General features: G+C 44.9%; 16 protein-coding genes. All 16 read right to left on the minus strand.

The features are described 5' to 3' along the window. Positions 1-9 precede the first annotated feature (9 nt). Complete coding sequence (locus V8Q34_RS14390) at positions 10-3,036, minus strand: glycoside hydrolase family 2 TIM barrel-domain containing protein (RefSeq protein WP_335835747.1); 3,027 nt, start codon at positions 3,034-3,036, stop codon at positions 10-12. Positions 3,037-3,113: 77 nt separating this feature from the next. Next, positions 3,114-6,746 carry a family 43 glycosylhydrolase gene (locus V8Q34_RS14395; RefSeq protein ID WP_335835748.1) on the minus strand — a complete coding sequence of 1,211 codons (3,633 nt, stop codon included), beginning with the start codon at positions 6,744-6,746 and terminating at the stop codon, positions 3,114-3,116. A 19-nt stretch (positions 6,747-6,765) separates the two neighbouring features. Further along, positions 6,766-7,506: a hypothetical protein gene (locus V8Q34_RS14400; RefSeq protein ID WP_335835749.1), complete on the minus strand. Its 741-nt coding sequence runs from the start codon at positions 7,504-7,506 to the stop codon at positions 6,766-6,768. A 30-nt stretch (positions 7,507-7,536) separates the two neighbouring features. After that, entirely contained in the window at positions 7,537-8,382 is an 846-nt protein-coding gene (locus V8Q34_RS14405; RefSeq protein ID WP_335835750.1) for a carbohydrate ABC transporter permease, read from the minus strand. Then, positions 8,375-9,256: a carbohydrate ABC transporter permease gene (locus V8Q34_RS14410; protein WP_335835751.1), complete on the minus strand. Its 882-nt coding sequence runs from the start codon at positions 9,254-9,256 to the stop codon at positions 8,375-8,377. The genes V8Q34_RS14405 and V8Q34_RS14410 overlap by 8 nt, the downstream gene beginning before the upstream one ends. A 58-nt stretch (positions 9,257-9,314) precedes the next feature. Next, positions 9,315-10,637, minus strand: coding sequence for an ABC transporter substrate-binding protein (locus tag V8Q34_RS14415; RefSeq protein WP_335835752.1), 1,323 nt, complete (start codon positions 10,635-10,637; stop codon positions 9,315-9,317). A 316-nt stretch (positions 10,638-10,953) separates the two neighbouring features. Continuing rightward, positions 10,954-11,421, minus strand: coding sequence for a zf-HC2 domain-containing protein (locus V8Q34_RS14420; RefSeq protein WP_227246010.1), 468 nt, complete (start codon positions 11,419-11,421; stop codon positions 10,954-10,956). After that, the gene (locus V8Q34_RS14425; RefSeq protein ID WP_390425922.1) at positions 11,414-11,863 is read right to left on the minus strand and encodes an RNA polymerase sigma factor; all 450 of its coding nucleotides are present in this window, start codon (positions 11,861-11,863) and stop codon (positions 11,414-11,416) included. The genes V8Q34_RS14420 and V8Q34_RS14425 overlap by 8 nt, the downstream gene beginning before the upstream one ends. A gap of 371 nt (positions 11,864-12,234) precedes the next feature. Continuing rightward, positions 12,235-12,642 (minus strand): HEPN domain-containing protein, encoded by a 408-nt coding sequence (locus tag V8Q34_RS14430; RefSeq protein WP_033139944.1) that lies wholly within the window; start codon positions 12,640-12,642, stop codon positions 12,235-12,237. Continuing rightward, positions 12,635-12,970, minus strand: a complete 336-nt coding sequence (locus tag V8Q34_RS14435; protein WP_033139945.1) for a nucleotidyltransferase domain-containing protein — start codon at positions 12,968-12,970, stop codon at positions 12,635-12,637. Before V8Q34_RS14435 ends, V8Q34_RS14430 begins: the two co-directional genes overlap by 8 nt. A gap of 321 nt (positions 12,971-13,291) precedes the next feature. Continuing rightward, the gene (gene tuf / locus V8Q34_RS14440; protein ID WP_033139946.1) at positions 13,292-14,485 is read right to left on the minus strand and encodes an elongation factor Tu; all 1,194 of its coding nucleotides are present in this window, start codon (positions 14,483-14,485) and stop codon (positions 13,292-13,294) included. Positions 14,486-14,635: 150 nt separating this feature from the next. Continuing rightward, complete coding sequence (gene fusA / locus V8Q34_RS14445; protein WP_033139947.1) at positions 14,636-16,756, minus strand: elongation factor G; 2,121 nt, start codon at positions 16,754-16,756, stop codon at positions 14,636-14,638. Positions 16,757-16,770: 14 nt separating this feature from the next. Further along, positions 16,771-17,241: a 30S ribosomal protein S7 gene (rpsG, locus tag V8Q34_RS14450; RefSeq protein WP_206539809.1), complete on the minus strand. Its 471-nt coding sequence runs from the start codon at positions 17,239-17,241 to the stop codon at positions 16,771-16,773. Between the two features lie 206 nt (positions 17,242-17,447). Beyond that, complete coding sequence (rpsL, locus tag V8Q34_RS14455) at positions 17,448-17,861, minus strand: 30S ribosomal protein S12 (RefSeq protein WP_018596937.1); 414 nt, start codon at positions 17,859-17,861, stop codon at positions 17,448-17,450. Between the two features lie 182 nt (positions 17,862-18,043). Next, complete coding sequence (locus tag V8Q34_RS14460) at positions 18,044-19,342, minus strand: glycoside hydrolase family 3 protein (protein WP_244806794.1); 1,299 nt, start codon at positions 19,340-19,342, stop codon at positions 18,044-18,046. A 93-nt stretch (positions 19,343-19,435) separates the two neighbouring features. After that, a complete protein-coding gene (gene rpoC / locus V8Q34_RS14465; protein ID WP_033139949.1) occupies positions 19,436-23,149 on the minus strand; it encodes a DNA-directed RNA polymerase subunit beta' in 3,714 nt (1,237 codons plus the stop codon). Positions 23,150-23,162: the final 13 nt, after the last annotated feature.

Here is a 23,162-nt window from a genome sequence, read left to right on the forward strand (position 1 = left end):
TTTCATGTATCAAACAGGACGGATACAGAAGTGCAGGGATATGGGCTGGTCTGCCTTTACCTTGAAGGGCTCATGCACCGGGGCTCCCCAACTGTCATCGCCGCCTACGCCAGTCTGGACTGCCAGCAGCCGCAGCCAGGTATAATGTACCTGCGGAAGTTCTTCCCTGTGCATGGCATTCTCCAGTTCCCAGCAGCTGTAGGGAAGCACACTTGCCGTAAATGGTTCCTCCGCTGCCTGTACGCGGATACCTTTCCCATTTCTGTCCGTAATGTCTATATACCGTACTCCTTCTCTGCTGCCGCACTCCTGGGGAATCAGGTATTTTGCCATATTCTGTTCTGCTGTACTCCGGTGAATGCCCAGTTTTGCTCCGCACCTTCTGTCCGGATAATTTTCCTCGGGTCCATATCCATAATAGGAGAAGCAGTTCTTTTCTTTTTTTAGTTTAAAATCTATTCCGAATACAGGAATATACTCTTCAGCATGAATCCCCGGATAATAAAGGGACACTTCCAGTTCCCCTCCGGCAGTTATAGTATATTCCACCCTGCACCGGAATTCCTCGGGAAATCTGGCTTTATACTCTGTAGATATCTTAACTGTATTTTTGCTCTCTTTTACACGAAAACTATCAGATATATACTGAATCCCCATAGAAGCGGCAATCCATCCGCTGTCCCTGTAAAGAGACTGCATGCCTTTGTCATTGTCTGTAGAAGCCCTGTAAAAAGAGGGTCGGGGAGTTCTGGTAATATACTCTTCCTCATTATATACAAGGGAAATGATCCCACCTTCTCCTTTGGAGAACATACAGGAAAATCCCTTTCCTTTTACCCCTATATTCACATCTCCATATACCACTTTGAACTGCTGTGTTTCCTCTTCTGCGATTTTTCTCTCCTCAGGTTTCCATTTTCCTATAACTGTCTGTCCAAATGCCACCTCATGTCCGGCCAAAAGCAGAGTCTCCCCTTTCTTTAACACCGCAGTGACCGTGACCACATATTCATCCTGTATAGAGGGAAGATATTCTGCAATCGGTACAGAAACCATTTCACCCGGTGCTGCCTGGATCTCAAGAACTTTCTTAGTCAGGCATACCCCTTCCTTTTCGGCTTTTAAAAGGAATCCATACCTGCTCAGATCCGTGAACAAATTCCTGTTCTCCACTGTCACCTCTTTCCGGCTCACTGTAATACGAATATTGGAAAAAAGCTGTTTTACCTCCTGGACTTTAGGGGAAACAGTTCTGTCAGCATATACGATGCCATTGGTGCAGAAGCAGTAATCTGTGGCACGCTCATCAAAGTCTCCGCCGTACACAAGTCTCTCTTCCCCATTCTCTTCTTTTTTAAAGACAGCCTGGTCAATATAATCCCAAATAAAACCACCCTGATATCCCGGGAACATATCTTCCAATTCTGTATATAACTCCATCCCTCCCAGTGAGTTGCCCATAGCGTGCATATATTCGCAGCTTATATAGGGCTTTGCTCCCGGAGTTCTGAGATATTCCGCGATTTCCTGCGGCTTCGCATACATTCTGCTCTCCATATCGCTGATATGTTCATATTCTCTTCTCCAGAATACCCCCTCATAATGGACCAGCCGGGAATTGTCCCTCTCATGAAAATAACGGCTCATGGCAAGAATATCTTCCCCTGCATAGGATTCATTTCCGCAGGACCATATTACTATGGAAGGGTGGTTCTTATCCCTCTCCAGCATGGATTTTGCCCTGTCAAGAACAGCTTCTTTCCACTCCGGAAGAGAACCAGGTACATTCCAGGATGGTTCACATACACTTAATTTCTGCCAGGAACCGTGGCTCTCAAGATTCGCTTCGTCAATAAGATAGATCCCGTATCTGTCGCAGAGTTCATACCACAGGCTTTGGTTTGGATAATGTGAGGTTCTCACTGCATTGATATTGTTTTCTTTCAGAAAACGAATATCCCACATCATGTCCTCCTCAGTAATGGAACGGCCTCTGTGGGCATTGAATTCATGCCGGTTGACCCCATGGAATACAATGCGCTTTCCATTTATACACATAACGTTGTCTATCATCTCAAAATTCCGGAATCCCACGTTCTGGCAGACTATCTCCACAGTCTTTTCCTCTATATCACTGATGGTAATTTCAAGTGTATACAGATAAGGGTCCTCTGCAGACCATGCATGGACCTTTCCCGGTTTCATGGTGATCCGCATATTTTCCTTTACCGGCAGTACAGACTCTCCCATACAACAGTGGTCCCTGTCCCATAACACTGCCCGTACCACTCCCCGGGACTCTCCCATGATCTGAAGTTCTGCATCCAGGATTCCATCTGTGTAATCGTTTTCAAGGCCTCCATGAATGAATATATCTCTTACATGCACAGAGGGTACTGCATACAGGAACACATCCCTGAAAATCCCCGAAAAACGCCAGAAATCCTGGTCTTCCAGCCAGCTGGCACTGCTTCTTTTATACACTTCCACAGCCAGCTTATTGTCACCCTCATGCACAAAATCCGTCACTTCAAATTCCGAAGGAGTAAAGGAATCCTCACCATATCCCACAAATTCACCATTCAGCCATACATAGAATGCAGTCTCGACCCCCTGGAAGTTCAAAAATATACGTTTTCCCTTCAGTGCCTCTTCCAGACGGAAATATTTCACATAAGATGCCGTGGGGTTATATACTTTTGATATGTATGGAGGCCTTAATTCTTCCTGGCCATCCCATGGATACATGGTGTTAATGTACTGGCATCTGTCATACCCCTGAAGCTGTATGTGTCCGGGTACCTCAATATCCGAAAACTCCCGGCAGGAATTTTCCATTTTATAAAAATCCACGGCCCTCTTTGACGGATTCTCTGCATAAGAAAACTTCCATCTGCCGTTCAGGCTCTGGATAAGAGCTGACTCTCCCTGTTCCATCTCTTCCCGGTTCAGATAAAATGTGTGATCTGAATGGGCCTCACATCGATTTACCTGAAACACTTCCGGATTCTCCAGCCACTCTAACATTGGTTTCATTTTATGTCTCCTTTTTCCTGAAAAGGGGCAGAAACCATTAAGCTTTCCGCCTTATAATTTCTGCCCTTTATCATACATTAAAATACAGTTATTTTTTCTGCCGCGTATTGAAGAATGGATGCTGCATCATTGCTGTCTGCCATTCCGTCTTGATTTACATCAGCTACCTGATTCTGCTCATCTGTAAGCTCTCCCAGTTCTGCAACGGCTTTCAGCACTTCTGCTGAATCTTCCGTATCAACAGCTCCATCCATATTCACATCACCCATGAGACGTGCTTTCAGGATCTCGTCAATCAGTTTTTTCAGGACCTCACCAACAGCTTCCCCATCTGCATCCTCACTGTCATATACAGCCTGAGCTTCTGTTGTCACGGTTTTCAGTCCGGCAATGCTTTCCTCCAGATATTTTTCAGACTCATTCAGAATCTCATTGGCTTTATCCAGTGCATTTTTCAATTCTTCTTTATTACCTTTTCTTACAAGTGTGGTCATAGCCTCTGCCAGTTTGTTGTAAGCTTCATTGATCTCTGCTTCTGTTGCCTGTGGATTATCATTTATTGTCTTTGCTGCGTTCAAAGCGTCCTCTAATATCTGAATACTGGATGCTGTATATTTATCCTTGTCTTTAAGAAGGCTTTCTGCTTTCTGGATCAAAATATCCAGTCTTGAGCTTTCTTCATCTACAAGCATTCCGGTGACTGCATCCATTAGGCTCCTGGATGCCCGGTTCACTGTTTCCTGGTCTGCGCTGTCTTCTGCAAATACACGCTCTGCCTCCGCAAGTGCATCTCTTACTGCCTGTACACTTTCTGGTGTATACTGCTCTAAAGAAGCCTCATCCGCCAGAACGGCTTTTGTTCCTTCAATGGCAGCCTTCAGACCTACCTTCTGCACACCGTTTTCCAGAAGATTACATGCTGTCATCAATTCAATGAATGCGCTGTCAACCTGTTCCTGTGTAGCTTCCGTATTTTCCATCAGTGTTCTTGCGCTGTCCAGGGCTTTCTGTACATTCTCCCAGCTTGCTGCAGTATAACACTGGTTTTCCTTCTGTTCCTGCTCCAGTTTTTCTGCCATGGCTACTGCCAGTTCCAGGCTTTTGCGATTCACTTCATCAGAAGGTTCTTCCTTCTCAGTGCCTGCAATTCCCATCCAGCTAAGTACCGGATCTCCGCCGCCTCTTTTACTGATACTTGCCATAACCTTACCTGCTTCAGTTACCTCAAATGCCTGATCGATCTGCAGATCCTTGTCACTGGATGCCAGTGAAAAGTCCTGTTCTGCCAGCACCTTTTCTCCCATGCTGATCGTCAGTTTCATATCTCTGTTGGTATTCCACCATTCCTGGAAGCCGGCTGAAAGTGTATAGGTTCCGGGCTGAAGTTCAAATGCGTATTCAATATTTCTGCCGCTCTCTGCCCACCAGCCGTTTTCAAGACAATTGTTTCCGTCGTGGTATCCCACATCATAGCTGTCAGGGGATTCTGCATCTGTTGTACCTGCAAATCCGGCTTTATTTTCTTCTGTGTATTTGGGGTCTGCAGTTTCGTTCTTTACCTTGCTCCCCAGTTCTTTCTTCACTGCGTCAAAATATTCTGATGTCTCTGCACCGCTGTCGAAGAAATACAGCGTGTTCTGGTTGATCACATGAATATCATGTGTAAAGGTTCTTCCTTTTTCTGTCATGGTTCCTGTTACAGTGACAGTCCCCATTTTGTTTTCATCATATTCCGGTACTTCCCATGTTACCGGTGTGGTCTCTTCCTCTGTTCCGTAGGTAATGGTGATTTCCGCCGGAAGCTGCTCCATAATAGATGCAGAGGAAGAAACTGCAGCCGGAAGCTCAGTCTTTATCTCAAAGTTTCCTTTGCCGTCCAAAGCGCTTAAGTCCCAGTTTTCATATCTCCTAAGAGCAATTCTGTTATCCGGCTGGAACTCTACCGGGAGCCATACATATCTGGATTCACTTAAATCTCCTGCATTCCATCTGTCACCCATGTAGATATATTTTCCGTTTTCTGCATCAACAGGGAATACGCAGGTACTCTGTGTATGATATGTGGTATCACTTTCCCAATCTGTACATGGGTCTCCCATATCTGTCCAGGGGCCCATTGGATGATCTGCGACCGCATATTTTGCAGGGTTCGGACTCCATCCGGTACATCCTGAATTTACCATATAGTATTTATCACGGTATTTGAACATAGCCGGAGCTTCTCTGGACCAGCCTATAAAGTTACGGGTAAAATCAACGCCTTCTTCCGCCTCATCACGGTCAACTGCCAGCTGTGTATAATCTTCGCTTAACTTAGAGATAAATGTAGTTTTGTTTCCCTCAGAAGAATAAATCACGTATGCAGTTCCGTCATCGTCTTTGAACAGGTTCATATCACGGACAGAGCCGCGGCCTTCCCATCCGTCATAACCGTGATCTGCATTCGGATCATTGTGGTAATTCAATTTATAGCTTCCCAGAAGTTTGAACGGACCTGTAGGACTGTCGCTGATGGCTACGCCTGCTTTTGCCTTTCCATAGTCTGCATCACTTCCCGGATAACGCCCATCTGCATGGAACCAGATGACATATTTTCCTGTCTTTTCGTTATAAAGCATTTTAGGGCGTTCCATTACTCCGCTGTTTTTATCCAGATCAATAAAAATCTGTTCTTTTTCTTCTTCCGTACAGTCACCATACAGGCTGCTGAAATATTCGTCTGTCTCAAACTGCTCCGGATTTTCCATGGTACGCAGAACCACGCCCTCATCGGTCCAGTTATACAGATCCTCAGAGCTGTACATATGAATACCGCCTACAGGCCGGTAATCATTGGTTTTGTCTTCACCGATCCAGTACCATTTTGTAACCCCATCTATAGTGAGCTGCTGTATCTGTCCGCCATGTGCCTGAATCTGGTTTCCGTTGGTGTCATACATAGGCTCACCTGCCACACCTGTAAAAGAAGTGTAATTTGGAGCCTCTTTGTTCTCCTCATCCACTGCCCTTACCTTCACATAATTCAGAATAGGGTCCTGATTGGTGCCCGTCCTTCTGGGTGATTTTACCTGTAAGTTCAATTCCCCATCTGTGACTTTTACTTTAAAAGTTCTGCTTACCCATTCACCGTATTTTAATTCTACATCTGTAGCCACGGTCTGATCTTCCATCATGACATTGACCATACGGTTATCCCAGTAATGTTTGAAGGCAACCGTTACCTCATAGGTGTCCTCCTCCAGTCCTTCAATGGGACTCGTGGGGACCTCAAAAGAATACCCCAGAGCACTTTTATACTTATCAAACTGAACTGTATCTGACATATAAATAAAGCTGTTTCCAATATCTGTTGCATCATCGCCGCTGTTGACTGCCTGGGAATATTCATTTTCAGCATCACGCCCCCATATAGTGCTGGTACCGGGATCTGTCCCATACTCCTGGTCAACAGAGGACTGCATAAGCCCCATACGCTCTGACTCCTGATTAGGTACGACAGAAGGGTCCGGGGTACCGCAGTTTACAGTATAGAGCACATTATCATTTGCTTTGATTTCATCATAAGTCAATTCAACGCTGCTCTCCTGCTGCATGGGCATCTCCTGCTGTTCCGCCGCCATAACAGGCGCAGCCGGAGCTATCACGGATGCACTCATGGCAAGCACTGACATTCCAGTGACTGTCTTCTTAAAACATCTTTTGCTTTTCATAGAAACCTCCATCTTCTGATTATTTGGATTCTTTATCTTTCCTTTTCTTATTCAGCACAACTTTACTTCCCAGAATAACCGCTATGGCTCCTGCACCCAGCGCCAGGTAAAAACCTACCGGTGATTCGTCACCTGTTTTGACGCCACCACCTTTTTTGCTGCTGCCTCCCTTTTTGTCATTGCCGGAAGGTGTGCTTTTGCCATCATCTTTGTTATCCTTGTTGTTGTCTTTATTGTCGTCCTTGTTCTGACCTTCTTCTTCCTGTTCTCCCCCTACCGTATAAATGATTTTAGGAGTGGATGCCTCATGATTACCCCGGTCACCTGCCAGTTTCTCGGCCTCTATCTGAAAGGTGATCTTATCGCCTTCCTTTACATCATCTTTCAGTTCAAACGCAATGTCCAGAAGGCTTCCATCTGCGGCAACTGCCTGGGCCGAGGCAAATGCCAGGACCATCTCCCCCTCCTCTTTGTTGCCAGTGAGGCAGTCGTTTACCTCCACCATGCCACCCGAGAGTGCTTCTCCGGATTCGCTTGATACAAGTGTTATTTTTTCAGCCTCGTAAAACACCCGAAGTTTTCCGTTTGTCACATCATCCCCATTTTCCATCATACAGCTTACCTGAAGGGATTTATCTTCTTTCTTGTAATCCTGAATTTCCATAAAAACCTTTGGATTTTCCGCTGCATGAATGGATACCGGACGTGGTATCAGCATTAACGAAAGAAGTCCCACTGCTGCTATCATCCCTTTTTTCATCTTCCTTCTCCTTCCTTTACCGGGATATGATTATCCTTTTACAGAACCTGTCATACCTGCCACAAACTGCTTCTGCATTAAGAAGAATATCAGTGCGGTAGGCAAAGTAGCAAGAACAACGGCAGTCATCATCATGCCGTAGTCCGGTGTATAAGAAGATCCCATAGCTGATATGATCAGCGGCAGGGTTCTCTTCTGCTCTGACTGCAGTGCGATCAACGGCCACAAATAATTATTCCAGCTTGTCATAAAAGTAACTACAACTGCTGCTGCATAAGTAGATTTCATGGTCGGCATATATATCCTTGTAAAAATACCGAACTCTCCCAATCCATCAATTCTGGATGCTTCAATCAGCTCTTTCGGAAATGTCTTGGTATTCTGCCGAAAGAAAAAGATCAAGAAAGCGGTTGCAACAGCCACAATAATAACAGCTCCGGAAGAATTTAACCCAATCCAGCTAAGAACCGGAATCTTGTTGAATTTACTGAACAGGCGAAACAAGGGGACCATCAATGCCGCGAAAGGCACCATCATAGACAGAAGCACAATGCTGAATACCCTGTCTCTTACTTTTGACTTATAAACTTCAAATGCATAACCAGCAGCAGATGATATGACCATGGCCAATGTGGTGGTAACCACAGCTATGATCAGTGAATTCTTAAATGCAGTCATATACTGCAGATCTGACTCCATGAGATGTTTCAGATTCTCCATGAGATAGGTTCCCGGAAGCAGTGTTCCCTTCGTAACATCTACTGATTTGTTGGTTGCCGCAATTACCATCCAGAAAAATGGAAATATGGATACTACGGTAAGGATTATCAATATTATGTACTGAACCACATTCATGGCTTTTGTTTTCTTACTCATCCTTGTCACCCACTTTCATCTGAATAAATGATAATAATACAATTAATACTACTATTACATAGGAAACTGCCGCAGCATATCCAAAATTAGGCTGATATTTGAAAAGCAGGTTGTATATATACTGTGAAATCGTAATGGTGGCATTCGCCGGACCTCCCTGCGTTATGTTCATAGGTTCATCAAACAACTGAAGTGTTCCGATCGTTGAATTGATTGTAGTAAATAAGATGATCGGTTTCAGCAGAGGAAGTGTCATGTAACGGAATTTCTGGAAACCATTGGCTCCGTCAATAGAAGCTGCCTCATACACAGAATCATCAATACTCTGAAGACCTGAGAGGTAAAAAATCATATTGTATCCTGTCCACCTCCAGGTAATGGCAAAGATGATCAAAACTCTCGCAAAAATATTATTGGTCAGCCAGTTGATCGGCTCTGCTATCAGATGCAGATTCATAAGCAGACCATTGATAAATCCGTCATTTGCAAAAAGACTCTTAAAAATAATAGAATAAGCAACCAGTGATGTCACACACGGCAGGAAAATAGCTGTTCTGAAAAATCCTCTGCATTTCAGCTTTTTGTTATTTAGCATGGAGGATATACCAAGAGCCATGAGAATCATCAACGGAACCTGTACGATCAGAAATAAAACGGTGTTAAATAATGCTTTCTTAAATGTAGAATCCGTCAGCAGACGTTTATAGTTGGCAATTCCCCCAAACTCCAGATTATTGGCAACCCCTGTCTGGAAGGAAGTAAGAAAAGCCTGTACCATTGGGTAAAATACAAATGTGCAAATTAAGACTAAACTCGGTATAATGAAAAGCCATGCTCGTCTGTCTAATTTACTATACACGTTAGTTTTTTTCATAGTATGCTCCTAAAAATAGGGGTACCGCATTTCCTGCAGCACCCCTCTTACTTTTGCTTTATTGTGCTGTGGCAGCTTCTGCCTGAGCCTGATAATCCTTCAAGGTACTGTCTATATCAGCTCCGCCGACAATGGCCTGTACTGCTTCTGTCATTAAGTCTTCAATCGCATATGTATTTAAACCATAATTTACTGAAGGCACATTTCCTGTCCACTCGGCAAAGTCCCCGAAGATTTTCTGTCCGCCGAAGAACTCACTGCCTGCTTTATAATTTTCACCCTCAACCGCCTTGTTCATTGTACTTACCAATGTAATGTCAGATGCCAGTGTATTCATCAGTTCTGCACTGCCTGCAAATGTATTCTTAAGAAAATCTTTTGCCACATCCTCATGACCCACATTTTTCAGTACATACCATCCGCCACCGCCGATAGATGATGCATTCACAGATTTGTCATTGGCTTCCATTTTCGGGAACTGAGCCACAGCCCATTTTCCGCTCTGGTCCTCTGCTTTCTGGATAGATGGAGCAATCCAGCATCCTGTTATAACAGAGGCAACATCTCCGTTATTAAATGCACCTACAAACTGATCCCAGTCAGAAACCTGTTTTGTACAACCTGAATCAACTAATGCTTTGTATACGCTAATGGCATCTTTCAGGGCATCATTGCCGGCAATTGTCACCTTTCCGTCTTCTCCTGTGTACCATGCTCCTGCGCTCTGCATCATCATGCGGATCTGACCGATATCACTTGGATCCAGTGTACACATATCAACCCCGCATTTTTCTTTTACAGCTTTACCAATCTCCATGTATTTTTCCCATGTCAGGTTCTGCATATCTTCCTGTGTATATCCGGCCTGTTCAATATAGTCTGTACGGTAAAAAGTTGCAGCCACACCACTGTCAAAAGGTACTCCGTAAGTTTTACCATCTACCTGGTTTACAGCCGTTTTATAACTGGCGAAATCCTCCGGATTTACAATATCAGATAAATCGGCAAATTCATCTTGGTAAGATGTCAGATATCCCTGTGCTTTATAGTCTTCTATCAGAACGATATCAGGAAGTCCCTCATAAGAAGATGATGAAAGGCTTGTATTTAACTTTGCTACAATATCATCCTGTGCCATTGTTACAATATCTATTTCCACATCCGGATTGGTTTTTAGATACATTTCTTTTGCATCCTGTGCAGCTTTGATATTAAATGCCTCATCCCATGCCCATATAGTCAGCGCATCCTCTTTTTTATCAGAATCTGCTTCTGTTTTTGTCTCAGTTTTAGTTTCTGTTTTATCGCTGCCTCCACATGCTGTTATTCCCATAGCCATTGATGCGGCAAGCATAACGGCAAATACTTTTTTTACTTTCATTTCTGTCTCTCCTCTTCGTATTACTTAATTTCTATTGATATTCTAACACGTCCTTCTGAAAACCCTTTAGGAATATATTAATTTGATTTTTTTAATATTTTACGATGCTTCTACGAATTTAGGATTTTTTTCTGATATTTGTACTTTTTCTATAAAGTAAAAAGATAGTATCCATGAAGTGTGTACTCCACGAAATACTGTCTTTTTACTGCAGTCTCAACAGAAAAACCCGCAGAACCTAAGTTCTACGGGCATCTTATGCTTGGACACAATGTACCATACGATCCTCTATGTGATAAAATATCAGCAGATACTTTTAAAACATTTTTTTTGCGGTATTCTTTCTGATCATCTTTCTGATAAGCAGTATGAGCAAAAAATAAACTGCACATACTATAATCCCCGCAACACAACTCCATGACGCCAATACATACCAAAGACTTTTTACTCTTTGAATTTGATAATTGGCTATCTCTCCCCGTTCGAGAACCGTAAGCCCTAATACAGCAATTGGAAAACATGCACCCAAAATAAAAGCTATAATTGCCCCCAAAGCCGTCAGCGCTTTTTGATAAAATCTAACTTTTTTTAAAGGATTATTTTTTAATTCAACATCAGAAGTTTGAACATCTATCTGCATTTTCATATCATCCATCTTTTTTTTACAATCTTTGCATTGGCTTAAATGTCTATCAATATCCTTTTTCGTTTGTTCCGATAATATATCATCCTGATACAGCGGTAATAGATCCGAAATAATATAACATGGAAGCTCTTTATTCATCTTTCAAAATCTCCTTTACAATTTTTTGTTTTCCCCTAAAGAAAGTGACCCTTGTCCAGTTTTCTGTTTTGCCGATAATCTCACCGATTTCAGCAAAAGATAAATTACTGATCAACCTCAGATACATGACTTCACGCACCGGCTCATTCAAATCATGTATCAACTGTAAAATCTCTTTTTGTTCCCATTGAACATTTATATCTTTTTTATCTTCTATTTCCAGGATATCATCCTCTATGGATAAAACCTCCTGATGTTTTCTTACATATTTCAGCCAAACATTTTTAGCGATTCCACACAACCATGTCAATATGGAGCTATTCCCCTTAAACCGGTCAATACATTGAACAGCTTGAAAAAAAGTCTCCTGCGTAAGCTCTTCTGCAAGATGTTCATTATTTGTCTTACTCAATAAAAACAAAAATACTTTTTTTGAATACATCTCGTATATTTCTTCTATCGACTGCACGTTTACCCTCCCCTCCTTCTACTCGTTAGTACCAAATTCTCCTATTTTGTTACAACCTTATATTATATTTTTACACAACAGAAAAACCCCGGAAACCTTACGGTTCCGGGGCATCTTATGCTTGGACACAATGTACCATAGATACGAATCTATATTTAGATTATATTACTCGATGATTGCAGCAACACGGCCTGAACCAACAGTACGTCCGCCTTCACATTTTAATCTGACCCAAAACGCGGACCTTTAAGGACAGTTTTTATCCTAATCGCTGCTATTACCGCTATTTTTACGAATTATAATGTGCCACCGCAATTTTTTTAGAACCATATTAGAACCACGGCTTATATCACTATACCTCTGTTCTGCTCCAGATAAATCCTTACACTAACCACAATGTCCTCAGCAGAATGTAATTGCTCCGCAGTCTCATCTAATGAAGCAATGTAGAAATCATCATAATCGCTGGCTTCTCTTTTCCGTTTTAGGCGCCCCAGCTTTCTCCCAATCTCTCTAGGAAAAATATCTGTAGCCACAAAATACTGATTAAAATATGCAACCGCATCTTTGTGTCTTTTAAAATCAACCTCCCCCAAAGCTAATACTGCCTTTATTGCATAAAATGCAGCATAATAGCCCCGATTAATAGCATCCTTATAATGTCGGTTTTCCATACACAATTTTGCTGTTTCTAAAGTCTCCAACGCGGTCCGATACCTGTATATGCATAAATCTTCCGCTTTGCTATCCATTTATCACTACCCCTTCATCTCTTACATTTCTGTAGAAAGGCAAAGTGTCCACCCAATATTCATACTGTGCTTCATTCTTTATTATCGGAGAAATATCTATGCCCGTCTCGATTTCTATTTCAAAGGCTATATCATACACATCATTTTCAATCCGCTTAATTTCCGAATCACTCATTTTAACCAATATCATTAAATCCACATCGGAAAAATCATGATTATCCCCCCGAGCATAGGAACCGTAAAGAATCACCTTCGATAAGCTGCTGCCCAACAGCTTTCTCAACTGCAAAGAAAACTTATATACTACATTCCTTACATCATCTGGCATATCACATCCTCCTTTCATTTTTATTATATCCCATCCAATTTCCTTTGTATACAAGAATATATGATCATCTTACTAATGCCGCTTGTCCAACAATAACAATTTGCCATTAAAACATGCTGAATCCACATCAGCTATCAAAAATAGAACCAAAACAGAACCACGCCTTACGTTCTGTCGCCCACACACTGCTCTGCTGCAAACACTGAGTGCCGAATCTTTTATTCTTTTACACAACAGAAAAACCCCGGAAACCTTACGGTTCCGGGGCATCTTATGCTTGGACACAATGTACCTACGGTACAAATCTATATTTAGATTTAATTACTCGATGATTGTAGCAACACGGCCTGAACCAACAGTACGTCCACCTTCACGGATAGCGAAAGTAAGACCCTGGCTCATAGCGATCGGGTGGATCAGCTCGATTGTCATCTCTACGTTATCACCAGGCATGCACATCTCTGTGCCTTCCGGTAAGTTGCAGACACCTGTAACGTCTGTTGTTCTGAAGTAGAACTGCGGACGATAGTTGTTGAAGAACGGTGTATGACGGCCACCCTCGTCTTTTGTCAGAACGTAAACCTGAGCTGTGAATTTTGTATGGCAGGTGATGGAACCTGGTTTAGCCAGAACCTGTCCTCTTTCGATCTCGTTTCTCTGAACACCACGAAGCAGTGCACCGATGTTATCACCAGCCTGAGCCTCGTCTAACAGTTTACGGAACATCTCGATACCTGTTACAACTACTTTACGTGTCTCTTCTTTCAGACCAACGATCTCAACTTCTTCAGATACGTGAAGAACACCAGCCTCTACTCTACCGGTAGCAACTGTACCACGACCTGTGATAGAGAATACGTCCTCTACAGGCATGATGAACGGTTTGTCTGTGTCACGCTGAGGATCCGGAATCCAGCTGTCAACTGCAGCCATCAGTTCCATGATCTTGTCGCCCCACTCGCTGCTGGGATCTTCCAGAGCTTTCAGAGCAGAACCCTGGATGATCGGTGTGTCATCGCCCGGGAAGTCATACTCGCTTAACAGCTCACGGATCTCCATGTCAACCAGCTCAAGCAGCTCTTCATCGTCAACCATATCACATTTGTTCATGAATACAACGATGTAAGGAACGCCTACCTGACGGGACAGAAGGATATGCTCTTTTGTCTGAGCCATAACACCATCAGTTGCAGCAACAACCAGGATAGCGCCATCCATCTGAGCAGCACCAGTGATCATGTTTTTAACGTAGTCAGCATGGCCTGGGCAGTCAACGTGTGCGTAATGTCTGTTTTCTGTTTCATATTCAACGTGAGCAGTAGAGATTGTGATACCACGTTCTCTCTCCTCCGGAGCTTTATCGATATTAGCGAAATCTACTGCTGCGTTACCTGCAACTCTCTCAGAAAGAGTTTTTGTGATAGCAGCTGTCAGAGTTGTTTTACCATGGTCAACGTGTCCGATGGTACCAATGTTACAATGCGGTTTGCTTCTTTCAAATTTAGCTTTTGCCATTTTGAATTTCCTCCTTATTCACATGCGCCCCGTCTGGGCAATTTTATTATTTTTTTGTTGCCTCATAACGAGGCGGTTGGAATATCAATATATTCAACCTGCTATCCTTGATTATATTGCAAATCAAGGATATTTGCAAGTTTTTAATTATTATTTTCCTGTTTTTACTGAAAGTACTTTTTCCTGTACGGATTTCGGAACCGGCTCGTATTTCTCGAAGAACATGGAGTAGTTACCACGGCCCTGTGTTCTGGAACGCAGGTCTGTTGCGTAACCGAACATCTCAGCCAGAGGAACGAATCCGCGGATCATCTTGCCTCCGCCGATATCATCCATACCCTCGATACGTCCACGACGGGAGTTGATATCACCGATAACATCACCCATGTAGTCTTCCGGAGTAGTAACCTCTACACGCATGATAGGCTCCAGGAGAACCGGTGCTGCCTTCGCCATAGCTTCCTTGAATGCAAGAGAACCTGCAATGTGGAATGCCATCTCGGAGGAGTCGACCTCATGGTAAGAACCATCATATACGTTTGCGTGGATACCAACAACCGGGAATCCTCCCAGGATACCAGCCTTCATAGCTTCCTCGATACCTTCGCCGACAGCCGGGATGTATTCCTTAGGAATAGCGCCACCAACAACTGTGGATTCAAACTTGAACAGTTCTTCACCGTTGGCATCCATAGGCTCGAATTTAACTTTACAGTGACCGTACTGTCCACGACCACCGGACTGTTTTGCGTACTTGCTGTCAACATCAGCGTTCTTGGTAAAGGTCTCTTTGTAAGCAACCTGAGGAGCACCAACGTTAGCTTCTACCTTGAATTCACGAAGCAGACGGTCAACGATGATCTCCAGATGCAGCTCACCCATACCGGCGATGATTGTCTGACCTGTTTCTTTATCTGTATGCGCACGGAAGGTCGGGTCTTCTTCGGCAAGTTTTGCCAGAGCCTCACCCAGTTTGCCCTGTCCTGCTTTTGTCTTAGGCTCAATAGCCAGCTCGATAACAGGTTCCGGGAACTCCATGGATTCCAGGATTACCGGATGCTGGTCATCACAGATTGTATCACCTGTTGTGGTGAATTTGAATCCGATGGCAGCAGCGATATCGCCGGCGTAAACCTTATCCAGTTCCTGTCTCTTGTTAGCATGCATCTGCAGGATACGTCCAACACGCTCTTTTTTGCCTTTTGTTGCATTCAGCACATAAGAACCGGAGTTCATGGTACCGGAGTAAACTCTGAAGAATGCCAGCTTACCAACGAACGGGTCAGTCATGATCTTGAATGCCAGTGCTGCGAACGGTTCGTCGTCAGAAGAATGCTTCTCAACTTCGTTTCCGTCCATATCCTGACCTTTGATAGCCGGGATATCTGTAGGAGCAGGCATATATTCCAGAATGGCATCCAGTAATTTCTGAACACCTTTGTTTCTGTAAGCAGTACCACAGCATACAGGAATGGCTGCACATTCGCAGGTTCCTTTTCTCAGGGCTGCTTTCAGAGCTTCAACAGAAGGTTCTTCACCTTCCAAATATTCCATCATTAAGTCATCATCTAACTCGCAGATCTTCTCAACTAACTCTGTGTGATACAGTTCTGCGTCATCAGCCATATCCTCCGGGATATCTGTGATGGAAATGTCCTCGCCTTTTTCATCATTGTAGATGTAGGCTTTCATTTCAAACAGGTCGATGATTCCTTTGAATTCATCCTCTTTACCGATTGGGAGCTGAAGACAAATTGCATTTTTACCTAAACGAGTCTTAATCTGTTCTACGGCACCATAGAAATCTGCACCCAGGATATCCATCTTATTGATGAATGCCATACGTGGTACATTGTAGGTATCTGCCTGACGCCATACATTTTCAGACTGAGGCTCAACGCCGCCTTTTGCACAGAATACACCAACAGCACCGTCAAGTACACGTAAGGAACGCTCTACCTCTACGGTAAAGTCAACGTGACCTGGGGTATCGATGATATTGATACGATGTTCCAGTGCGCCCGGTTTGCTTTTACAGTTTTCCTGTAAAGTCCAGTGACAGGTGGTAGCGGCGGAAGTAATTGTGATACCTCTCTCCTGTTCCTGCTCCATCCAGTCCATGGTAGCAGTTCCTTCGTGAGTATCACCAATTTTATAATTAACACCAGTATAGTATAAGATACGCTCTGTAAGAGTGGTCTTACCGGCATCGATGTGAGCCATAATACCAATGTTTCTGGTTCTATCTAACGGATATTCTCTTCCAGCCAATGGATTTTCCTCCTCTAGAATCGATAGTGAGCAAATGCTTTATTTGCCTCAGCCATCTTATGCATGTCTTCTTTCTTCTTAACAGATGCACCTGTGTTATTCATAGCATCTAATAACTCATTAGCCAGTCTGTCCTCCATTGTCTTCTCTCCTCTTTTACGAGAATACAGAGTTAACCAACGAAGAGCTAATGCCTGACGTCTTTCCGGTCTAACCTCGATCGGCACCTGATAGGTAGCACCACCGATACGTCTGGCTTTTACTTCCAGAACCGGCATGATGTTGTTCATTGCTTCTTCAAAAACTTCGATTGCCGGTTTGCCGGCCTTTTCCTCCATTTTAGCGAACGCACCGTATACGATCTTCTGAGCTACACCCTTCTTACCATCTAACATAATGTTATTGACAAGTTTGGTAACCACTTTATTTCCGTATAACGGATCTGCTAAAACGTCTCTTTTTTGAGTATGTCCTTTACGTGGCACGTTACTTCCCTCCTTAATCATTATCAAAATTCGGACAACGGTCATTGCCCTTAACGATTAGATCATCGGTACTCACACAACTATTTTGTATGTCCGTACTCGGTAAATCCTATATAGAAACCCGCAGCCACAACCTGGGTCTATGGAATCCCGGTACAAAATCAGTCTTAATAGTTATATCTGTGACTTCAAATGATTCTAATTAATTATTTTTTCGGTCTCTTAGCGCCGTATTTAGAACGGGCCTGACGTCTGTTAGCAACGCCTGCTGTATCAAGTGTACCACGGATGATGTGGTATCTTGTACCTGGTAAGTCTTTTACCCTGCCGCCACGGATAAGAACAACACTATGTTCCTGAAGGTTATGTCCTTCACCTGGAATGTAGCTTGTTACCTCGATTCCGTTGGAAAGACGAACTCTGGCGATTTTTCTAAGAGCAGAGTTAGGCTTTTTCGGTGTAGCAGTTTTAACCGCTGTACACACACCCCTCTTCTGCGGAGAAGACATATCTGTGGTCTTCTTCTGTAAAGAGTTAAAACTCTTCTGAAGCGCCGGAGCTGTGGACTTCTTTACGGAAGTCTGACGTCCTTTTCTTACTAACTGATTGAATGTTGGCATTCCATTTCACCTCCTGTATTATTTCTCTTCTATATTATTATAGAAGAAATGAGTGGCTGCCAGTTATTCATTATCATGAATAAATGATTTTACGCGCAAAAAAACTGCGTCTCCATGCACGCTCTCTCATTATATCCATGGAAAATCGTGCTGTCAAGGAAATTTTTCAAAAAAATACAATTTTACGGGTATTTCTTCATTTTCAAACGCAGAATGCGCTCCACAGAGGCGTCGATTCTCGCTTCGCTCAAATCTCCCTCCTCCACGGCATCCAGCACACCATGGTAGGCGGCCCTGAAATCATCCGGCATCAGAAGCATGTCCGCACCGGCCAGAAGCGCTTTCACAGAAGCTTCAGCCGGACTGTACACCCCGGATACCGCCTTCATATTCAGGGCATCCGTGATAATAAGGCCGTCATATCCGTACTTGTCCCTGAGAAGTCCTGTCAGAACCTGCTCTGAGAGTGACGCGGGCGTATCATCCCCCAGGGATTTCGGTATGGAGATATGCCCTGCCATGATGAAATCAGGCTCTGCCTTGATTCCTTCCTGAAAAGGAACCAGTTCTTCTGCCTCCATCTCCTCCAGGGTCTTGTCCGTGTAAGCCCGCCCTTCATGGCTGTCCTCCACAGTGCCCCCATGCCCCGGAAAATGCTTCAGGCAGGCGGAGACTCCATTGTCCTGCAGCCCCTTAACCACCTGTGACGCCATAGCACCAACCAGACGGGGGTCTTCCCCAAAGGAACGGTTCCCTATAACAGTATTGCCAGAATTGGTAATTACATCCGCATCAGGAGCAAAATCTATATTAAATCCTAATTCTTTCAAATAGGATGCTAAGTTTTTTCCCACATCATAGGCCCGGGAAGTATCCTTACTGTCCCCTATGGCCCGCATACTCTCATATCTGGTGACAGAGAAATTTTTGTTTCCCGCTACCCGGGACACTTCTCCGCCCTCCTCATCCACCCCCAGAAATACCGGAACCCCCGCAATCTCCTCCGCGTAGCTCTGGGTCTTTGACAGCATTTCCTTCAACTGATCCGGTCCCTGGATATTACGGGAAAAATATACGATCCCGCCCACAGGGTACTGCTCATAGGCTTTCTTTGTATCCTCACCGGCAACGGTAGCCGCATCCACCTGGGTGATGTCCTCAGGTGTGACAAAGAAAAGCTGCGCTGCCTTCTCCTCAAGGCTCATGCTCTTCACTTTATCCTTAACCTCACGGGAAATATCAGGTGATACATAGACCTGGGACGGCCCTGTATCCGTCTCTTTGGGGTTCTCCTGTACCGTATCTGCCGCGTTTACAGGCTCTTCCTCCTTTTCCCCGCTTTGGGTATGGGAGGCAGATGCTGTCTCTGTTCTCTGGTTTCCTGACTTTAAGGTAATGACGATCAAGACAATGGATAAAACGACGATGATGACTCCCATGGGAACCAGCATCCATAAAGGTGACTTTCTTTTTTTGTTCATACTTGTCCTCCTTTAAAAGACTGCATAACCTGAATATACAAAACCGCTCCTCCGGTCATTTTCCGGAAAAGCGGTCTTTTGTATGTTATAGCATTATTCTTCTGTCAGTTCGGCTTCCTCTTCCTCCTCGGAAAGTTCCACCTCATCAACCTCATCTGTCAGCTGAACAGCTTCCTCTTCATCCTCCGCCGGAAGTTCTTCCAGGGCTTCAGCAAGTTCAAGTTCATCCTCGTACTCCTCTTCATCCTCAGCCAGATCTGTATCCAGCTTAATGTTGGAGTAGCACTTCATGCCTGTTCCTGCAGGAATCAGTTTACCGATGATTACGTTCTCCTTCAGACCGATCAGCGGGTCGATCTTGCCCTTGATGGCAGCTTCTGTCAGAACCTTTGTGGTCTCCTGGAAGGAAGCTGCGGACAGGAAGGAGTTGGTCGCCAGGGATGCCTTGGTGATACCAAGCATAACCTGTTTTCCATCTGCCGGCTCTTTGCCCTCTTTGATCAGTCTCTCGTTCTCTTCCTCATAGTCCAGAACGTCAACCAGGGTTCCCGGCAGGAATTCTGTATCTCCGTTGTCCTCGATGCGGATCTTCTTCAGCATCTGGCGGACAATAACTTCAATATGCTTATCGTTGATCTCAACACCCTGCAGACGGTATACACGCTGTACTTCCTGGATCATATAATCCTGAACAGCGCGGACGCCCTTGATCTTCAGAATGTCATGAGGATTGACACTACCTTCTGTCAGCTCATCACCGGCCTCCAGATACTGTCCGTCCTGAACCTTGATACGGGAACCGTAAGGGATCAGGTAAGTCTTGGAGTTGCCGTCCTCATTGTCTGTGACGATGATCTCACGTTTCTTCTTTGTATCCTTCAGTGTGGCGACACCTTTGATCTCTGTGATGATGGCAAGACCTTTCGGCTTCCTTGCCTCAAAAAGCTCCTCCACACGGGGAAGACCCTGTGTGATATCGCCGCCGGCAACACCACCAGTATGGAAGGTACGCATGGTAAGCTGTGTACCTGGTTCACCGATAGACTGGGCTGCAATGATACCTACGGACTCACCCACCTGTACCGGTTCACCGGTTGCCATGTTGGCACCATAACACTTGGCGCAGACACCGATGTGGCATTTACATGTGAGGATCGTACGGATCTTAACGGAATCATATGGTTTCCCATTCTCTTTTACCCCTTCTTTTACCACACGTGCGGCACGTTTCGGAGTAATCATATGGTTTGCTTTGACGATCACTTCGCCTTTGGCGTTCTTGATGGTCTCGCAGGAGAAACGTCCTGTAATACGCTCCTGAAGGCTTTCAATCTCTTCCCTTCCGTCCATGAAGGCTTTCACCCACATACCCGGAATCTCGCCTTTGTCTTCACAGCAGTCCACCTGACGGACGATCAGATCCTGGGAAACGTCAACCAGACGTCTTGTCAGGTAACCGGAGTCAGCGGTACGCAGAGCTGTATCGGACAGACCTTTACGAGCACCATGGGCGGACATGAAGTATTCCAGTACGTCCAGACCTTCACGGAAATTGGACTTGATGGGCAGCTCGATGGTGTGACCTGTTGTATCGGCCATCAGACCACGCATACCGGCAAGCTGTTTGATCTGCTTATCGGAACCACGGGCACCGGAGTCAGCCATCATGAAGATGTTGTTGTACTTATCAAGTCCTGTCAGCAGGGCTTTGGTAAGCTCATCGTCAGTCTTCTTCCATGTCTCAACGACTTCTTTATATCTCTCTTCTTCCGTGATAAGACCACGTTTGAAGTTCTTGGTGATAAGGTCAACCGTATCCTGTGCCTTCTGGATCATCTCAGGTTTCTGAGGCGGCACAGTCATGTCGGAGATAGATACGGTCATGGCAGCTCTGGTTGAGTATTTGTATCCTGTGGCTTTGATCTTATCCAGCACCTCTGCGGTTCTGGTAGCGCCATGGGTATTGATTACTTTCTCCAGAATCTGTTTGAGCTGTTTCTTGCCTACCAGGAAGTCAACCTCCAGCTTCAGCTCATTGCCCGGAACGGAACGGTCCACAAAACCTAAATCCTGCGGAATGATCTCATTGAACAGGAAACGTCCCAGTGTGGAATCCACAATGTCTTCCAATACTGTGCCATCCGGCTGAGTCTTGCTGCAGAGTACATGGATTCTGGTCTGCAGTGTGATATATCCGTTCTCATAAGCCAGAATGGCTTCGTTTACACTCTTGAAATACTTGCCTTCACCCTTAACGCCCGGTCTCTCCTGTGTCAGATAGTAGATACCGAGAACCATATCCTGTGAAGGAACAGCCACCGGACCACCGTCAGACGGTTTCAGCAGGTTGTTCGGAGACAGAAGCAGGAAACGGCACTCTGCCTGCGCCTCAACGGACAGAGGAAGATGAACCGCCATCTGGTCACCATCGAAGTCGGCGTTGAACGCGGTACATACAAGGGGATGCAGCTTGATCGCTTTACCCTCAACCAGAATAGGCTCAAATGCCTGGATACCCAGACGATGCAGGGTAGGAGCACGGTTTAACATGACCGGATGCTCTTTGATGACATCTTCCAGTACATCCCATACTTCCGGTTCCAGCTTCTCCACCATCTTCTTGGCATTCTTAATGTTGTGAGCAGTACCGTTGCTTACCAGCTCTTTCATAACGAAGGGCTTGAACAGCTCAATTGCCATCTCTTTCGGCAGACCGCACTGGAAAATCTTCAGTTCAGGTCCAACCACGATAACGGAACGGCCTGAGTAGTCAACTCGTTTACCCAGAAGGTTCTGACGGAAACGTCCTGATTTACCTTTCAGCATATCGGAAAGGGATTTCAGTGCACGGTTACCCGGTCCTGTGACCGGACGGCCGCGGCGTCCGTTGTCGATCAGGGCATCGACAGCTTCCTGAAGCATTCTCTTTTCATTGCGGACAATGATATCAGGAGCGCCCAGTTCAAGCAGTCTCTTCAGACGGTTATTTCTGTTGATGATCCTTCTATATAAATCATTTAAGTCAGATGTTGCGAAACGTCCGCCGTCTAACTGAACCATAGGACGAAGGTCCGGCGGAATGACAGGTACCACTGTCATGATCATCCACTCCGGACGGTTTCCGGATTCACGGAAGGCTTCCACAACCTCAAGACGTTTTACAATACGAGCACGCTTCTGTCCTGTGGAATCCTTGAGGCCGGCTTTCAGCTCCTTGGATTCTCTTTCCAGGTCAATGGCTTCCAGCAGTTCCATAATGGACTCCGCGCCCATTCCTACGCGGAACGCGCCGTCGCCGTATTTTTCTCTGGCATCCTGGAACTCTTTCTCTGTCAGTACCTGTTTGTACTGCAGCTCCGTGGTGCCTGCATCCAGAACAATATAGTTGGCAAAGTACAGAACTTTCTCCAGGGACCTTGGGGAAAGATCCAGGATCAGTCCCATTCTGGACGGGATACCCTTGAAGTACCAGATGTGGGAGACCGGTGCTGCCAGTTCAATATGGCCCATACGCTCCCTGCGGACACTGGCTTTTGTTACTTCAACGCCGCATCGGTCGCAGACAACGCCTTTATAACGGATCTTCTTGTATTTACCGCAGTGACATTCCCAGTCCTTGCTCGGTCCGAAAATCCTCTCGCAGAACAGGCCGTCTTTTTCCGGTTTCAGGGTTCTATAGTTAATGGTTTCCGGTTTTTTAACCTCGCCTCTGGACCAGTCCCGGATTTTCTCCGGGGACGCCAATCCGATTTTGATGGCATCAAAGGTCATTGGCTGATATGCCTCTTTATTTGCTGTTTCTGGCATTGTGGACTCCTTT

The sequence above is a fragment of the Blautia sp. JLR.GB0024 genome, assembly GCF_037000545.1.
Classification (GTDB): domain Bacteria; phylum Bacillota; class Clostridia; order Lachnospirales; family Lachnospiraceae; genus Blautia; species Blautia celeris.

Coding starts and splice junctions, on each gene's coding strand:
- V8Q34_RS14390 (WP_335835747.1), bottom strand. CDS start 3,036: ATGAAACCAATGTTAGAGTGGCTGGAGAATCCGGAAGTGTTTCAGGTA.
- V8Q34_RS14395 (WP_335835748.1), bottom strand. CDS start 6,746: ATGAAAAGCAAAAGATGTTTTAAGAAGACAGTCACTGGAATGTCAGTG.
- V8Q34_RS14400 (WP_335835749.1), bottom strand. CDS start 7,506: ATGAAAAAAGGGATGATAGCAGCAGTGGGACTTCTTTCGTTAATGCTG.
- V8Q34_RS14405 (WP_335835750.1), bottom strand. CDS start 8,382: ATGAGTAAGAAAACAAAAGCCATGAATGTGGTTCAGTACATAATATTG.
- V8Q34_RS14410 (WP_335835751.1), bottom strand. CDS start 9,256: ATGAAAAAAACTAACGTGTATAGTAAATTAGACAGACGAGCATGGCTT.
- V8Q34_RS14415 (WP_335835752.1), bottom strand. CDS start 10,637: ATGAAAGTAAAAAAAGTATTTGCCGTTATGCTTGCCGCATCAATGGCT.
- V8Q34_RS14420 (WP_227246010.1), bottom strand. CDS start 11,421: ATGAATAAAGAGCTTCCATGTTATATTATTTCGGATCTATTACCGCTG.
- V8Q34_RS14425 (WP_390425922.1), bottom strand. CDS start 11,863: ATGTATTCAAAAAAAGTATTTTTGTTTTTATTGAGTAAGACAAATAAT.
- V8Q34_RS14430 (WP_033139944.1), bottom strand. CDS start 12,642: ATGGATAGCAAAGCGGAAGATTTATGCATATACAGGTATCGGACCGCG.
- V8Q34_RS14435 (WP_033139945.1), bottom strand. CDS start 12,970: ATGCCAGATGATGTAAGGAATGTAGTATATAAGTTTTCTTTGCAGTTG.
- tuf (WP_033139946.1), bottom strand. CDS start 14,485: ATGGCAAAAGCTAAATTTGAAAGAAGCAAACCGCATTGTAACATTGGT.
- rpsL (WP_018596937.1), bottom strand. CDS start 17,861: ATGCCAACATTCAATCAGTTAGTAAGAAAAGGACGTCAGACTTCCGTA.
- V8Q34_RS14460 (WP_244806794.1), bottom strand. CDS start 19,342: ATGAACAAAAAAAGAAAGTCACCTTTATGGATGCTGGTTCCCATGGGA.
- rpoC (WP_033139949.1), bottom strand. CDS start 23,149: ATGCCAGAAACAGCAAATAAAGAGGCATATCAGCCAATGACCTTTGAT.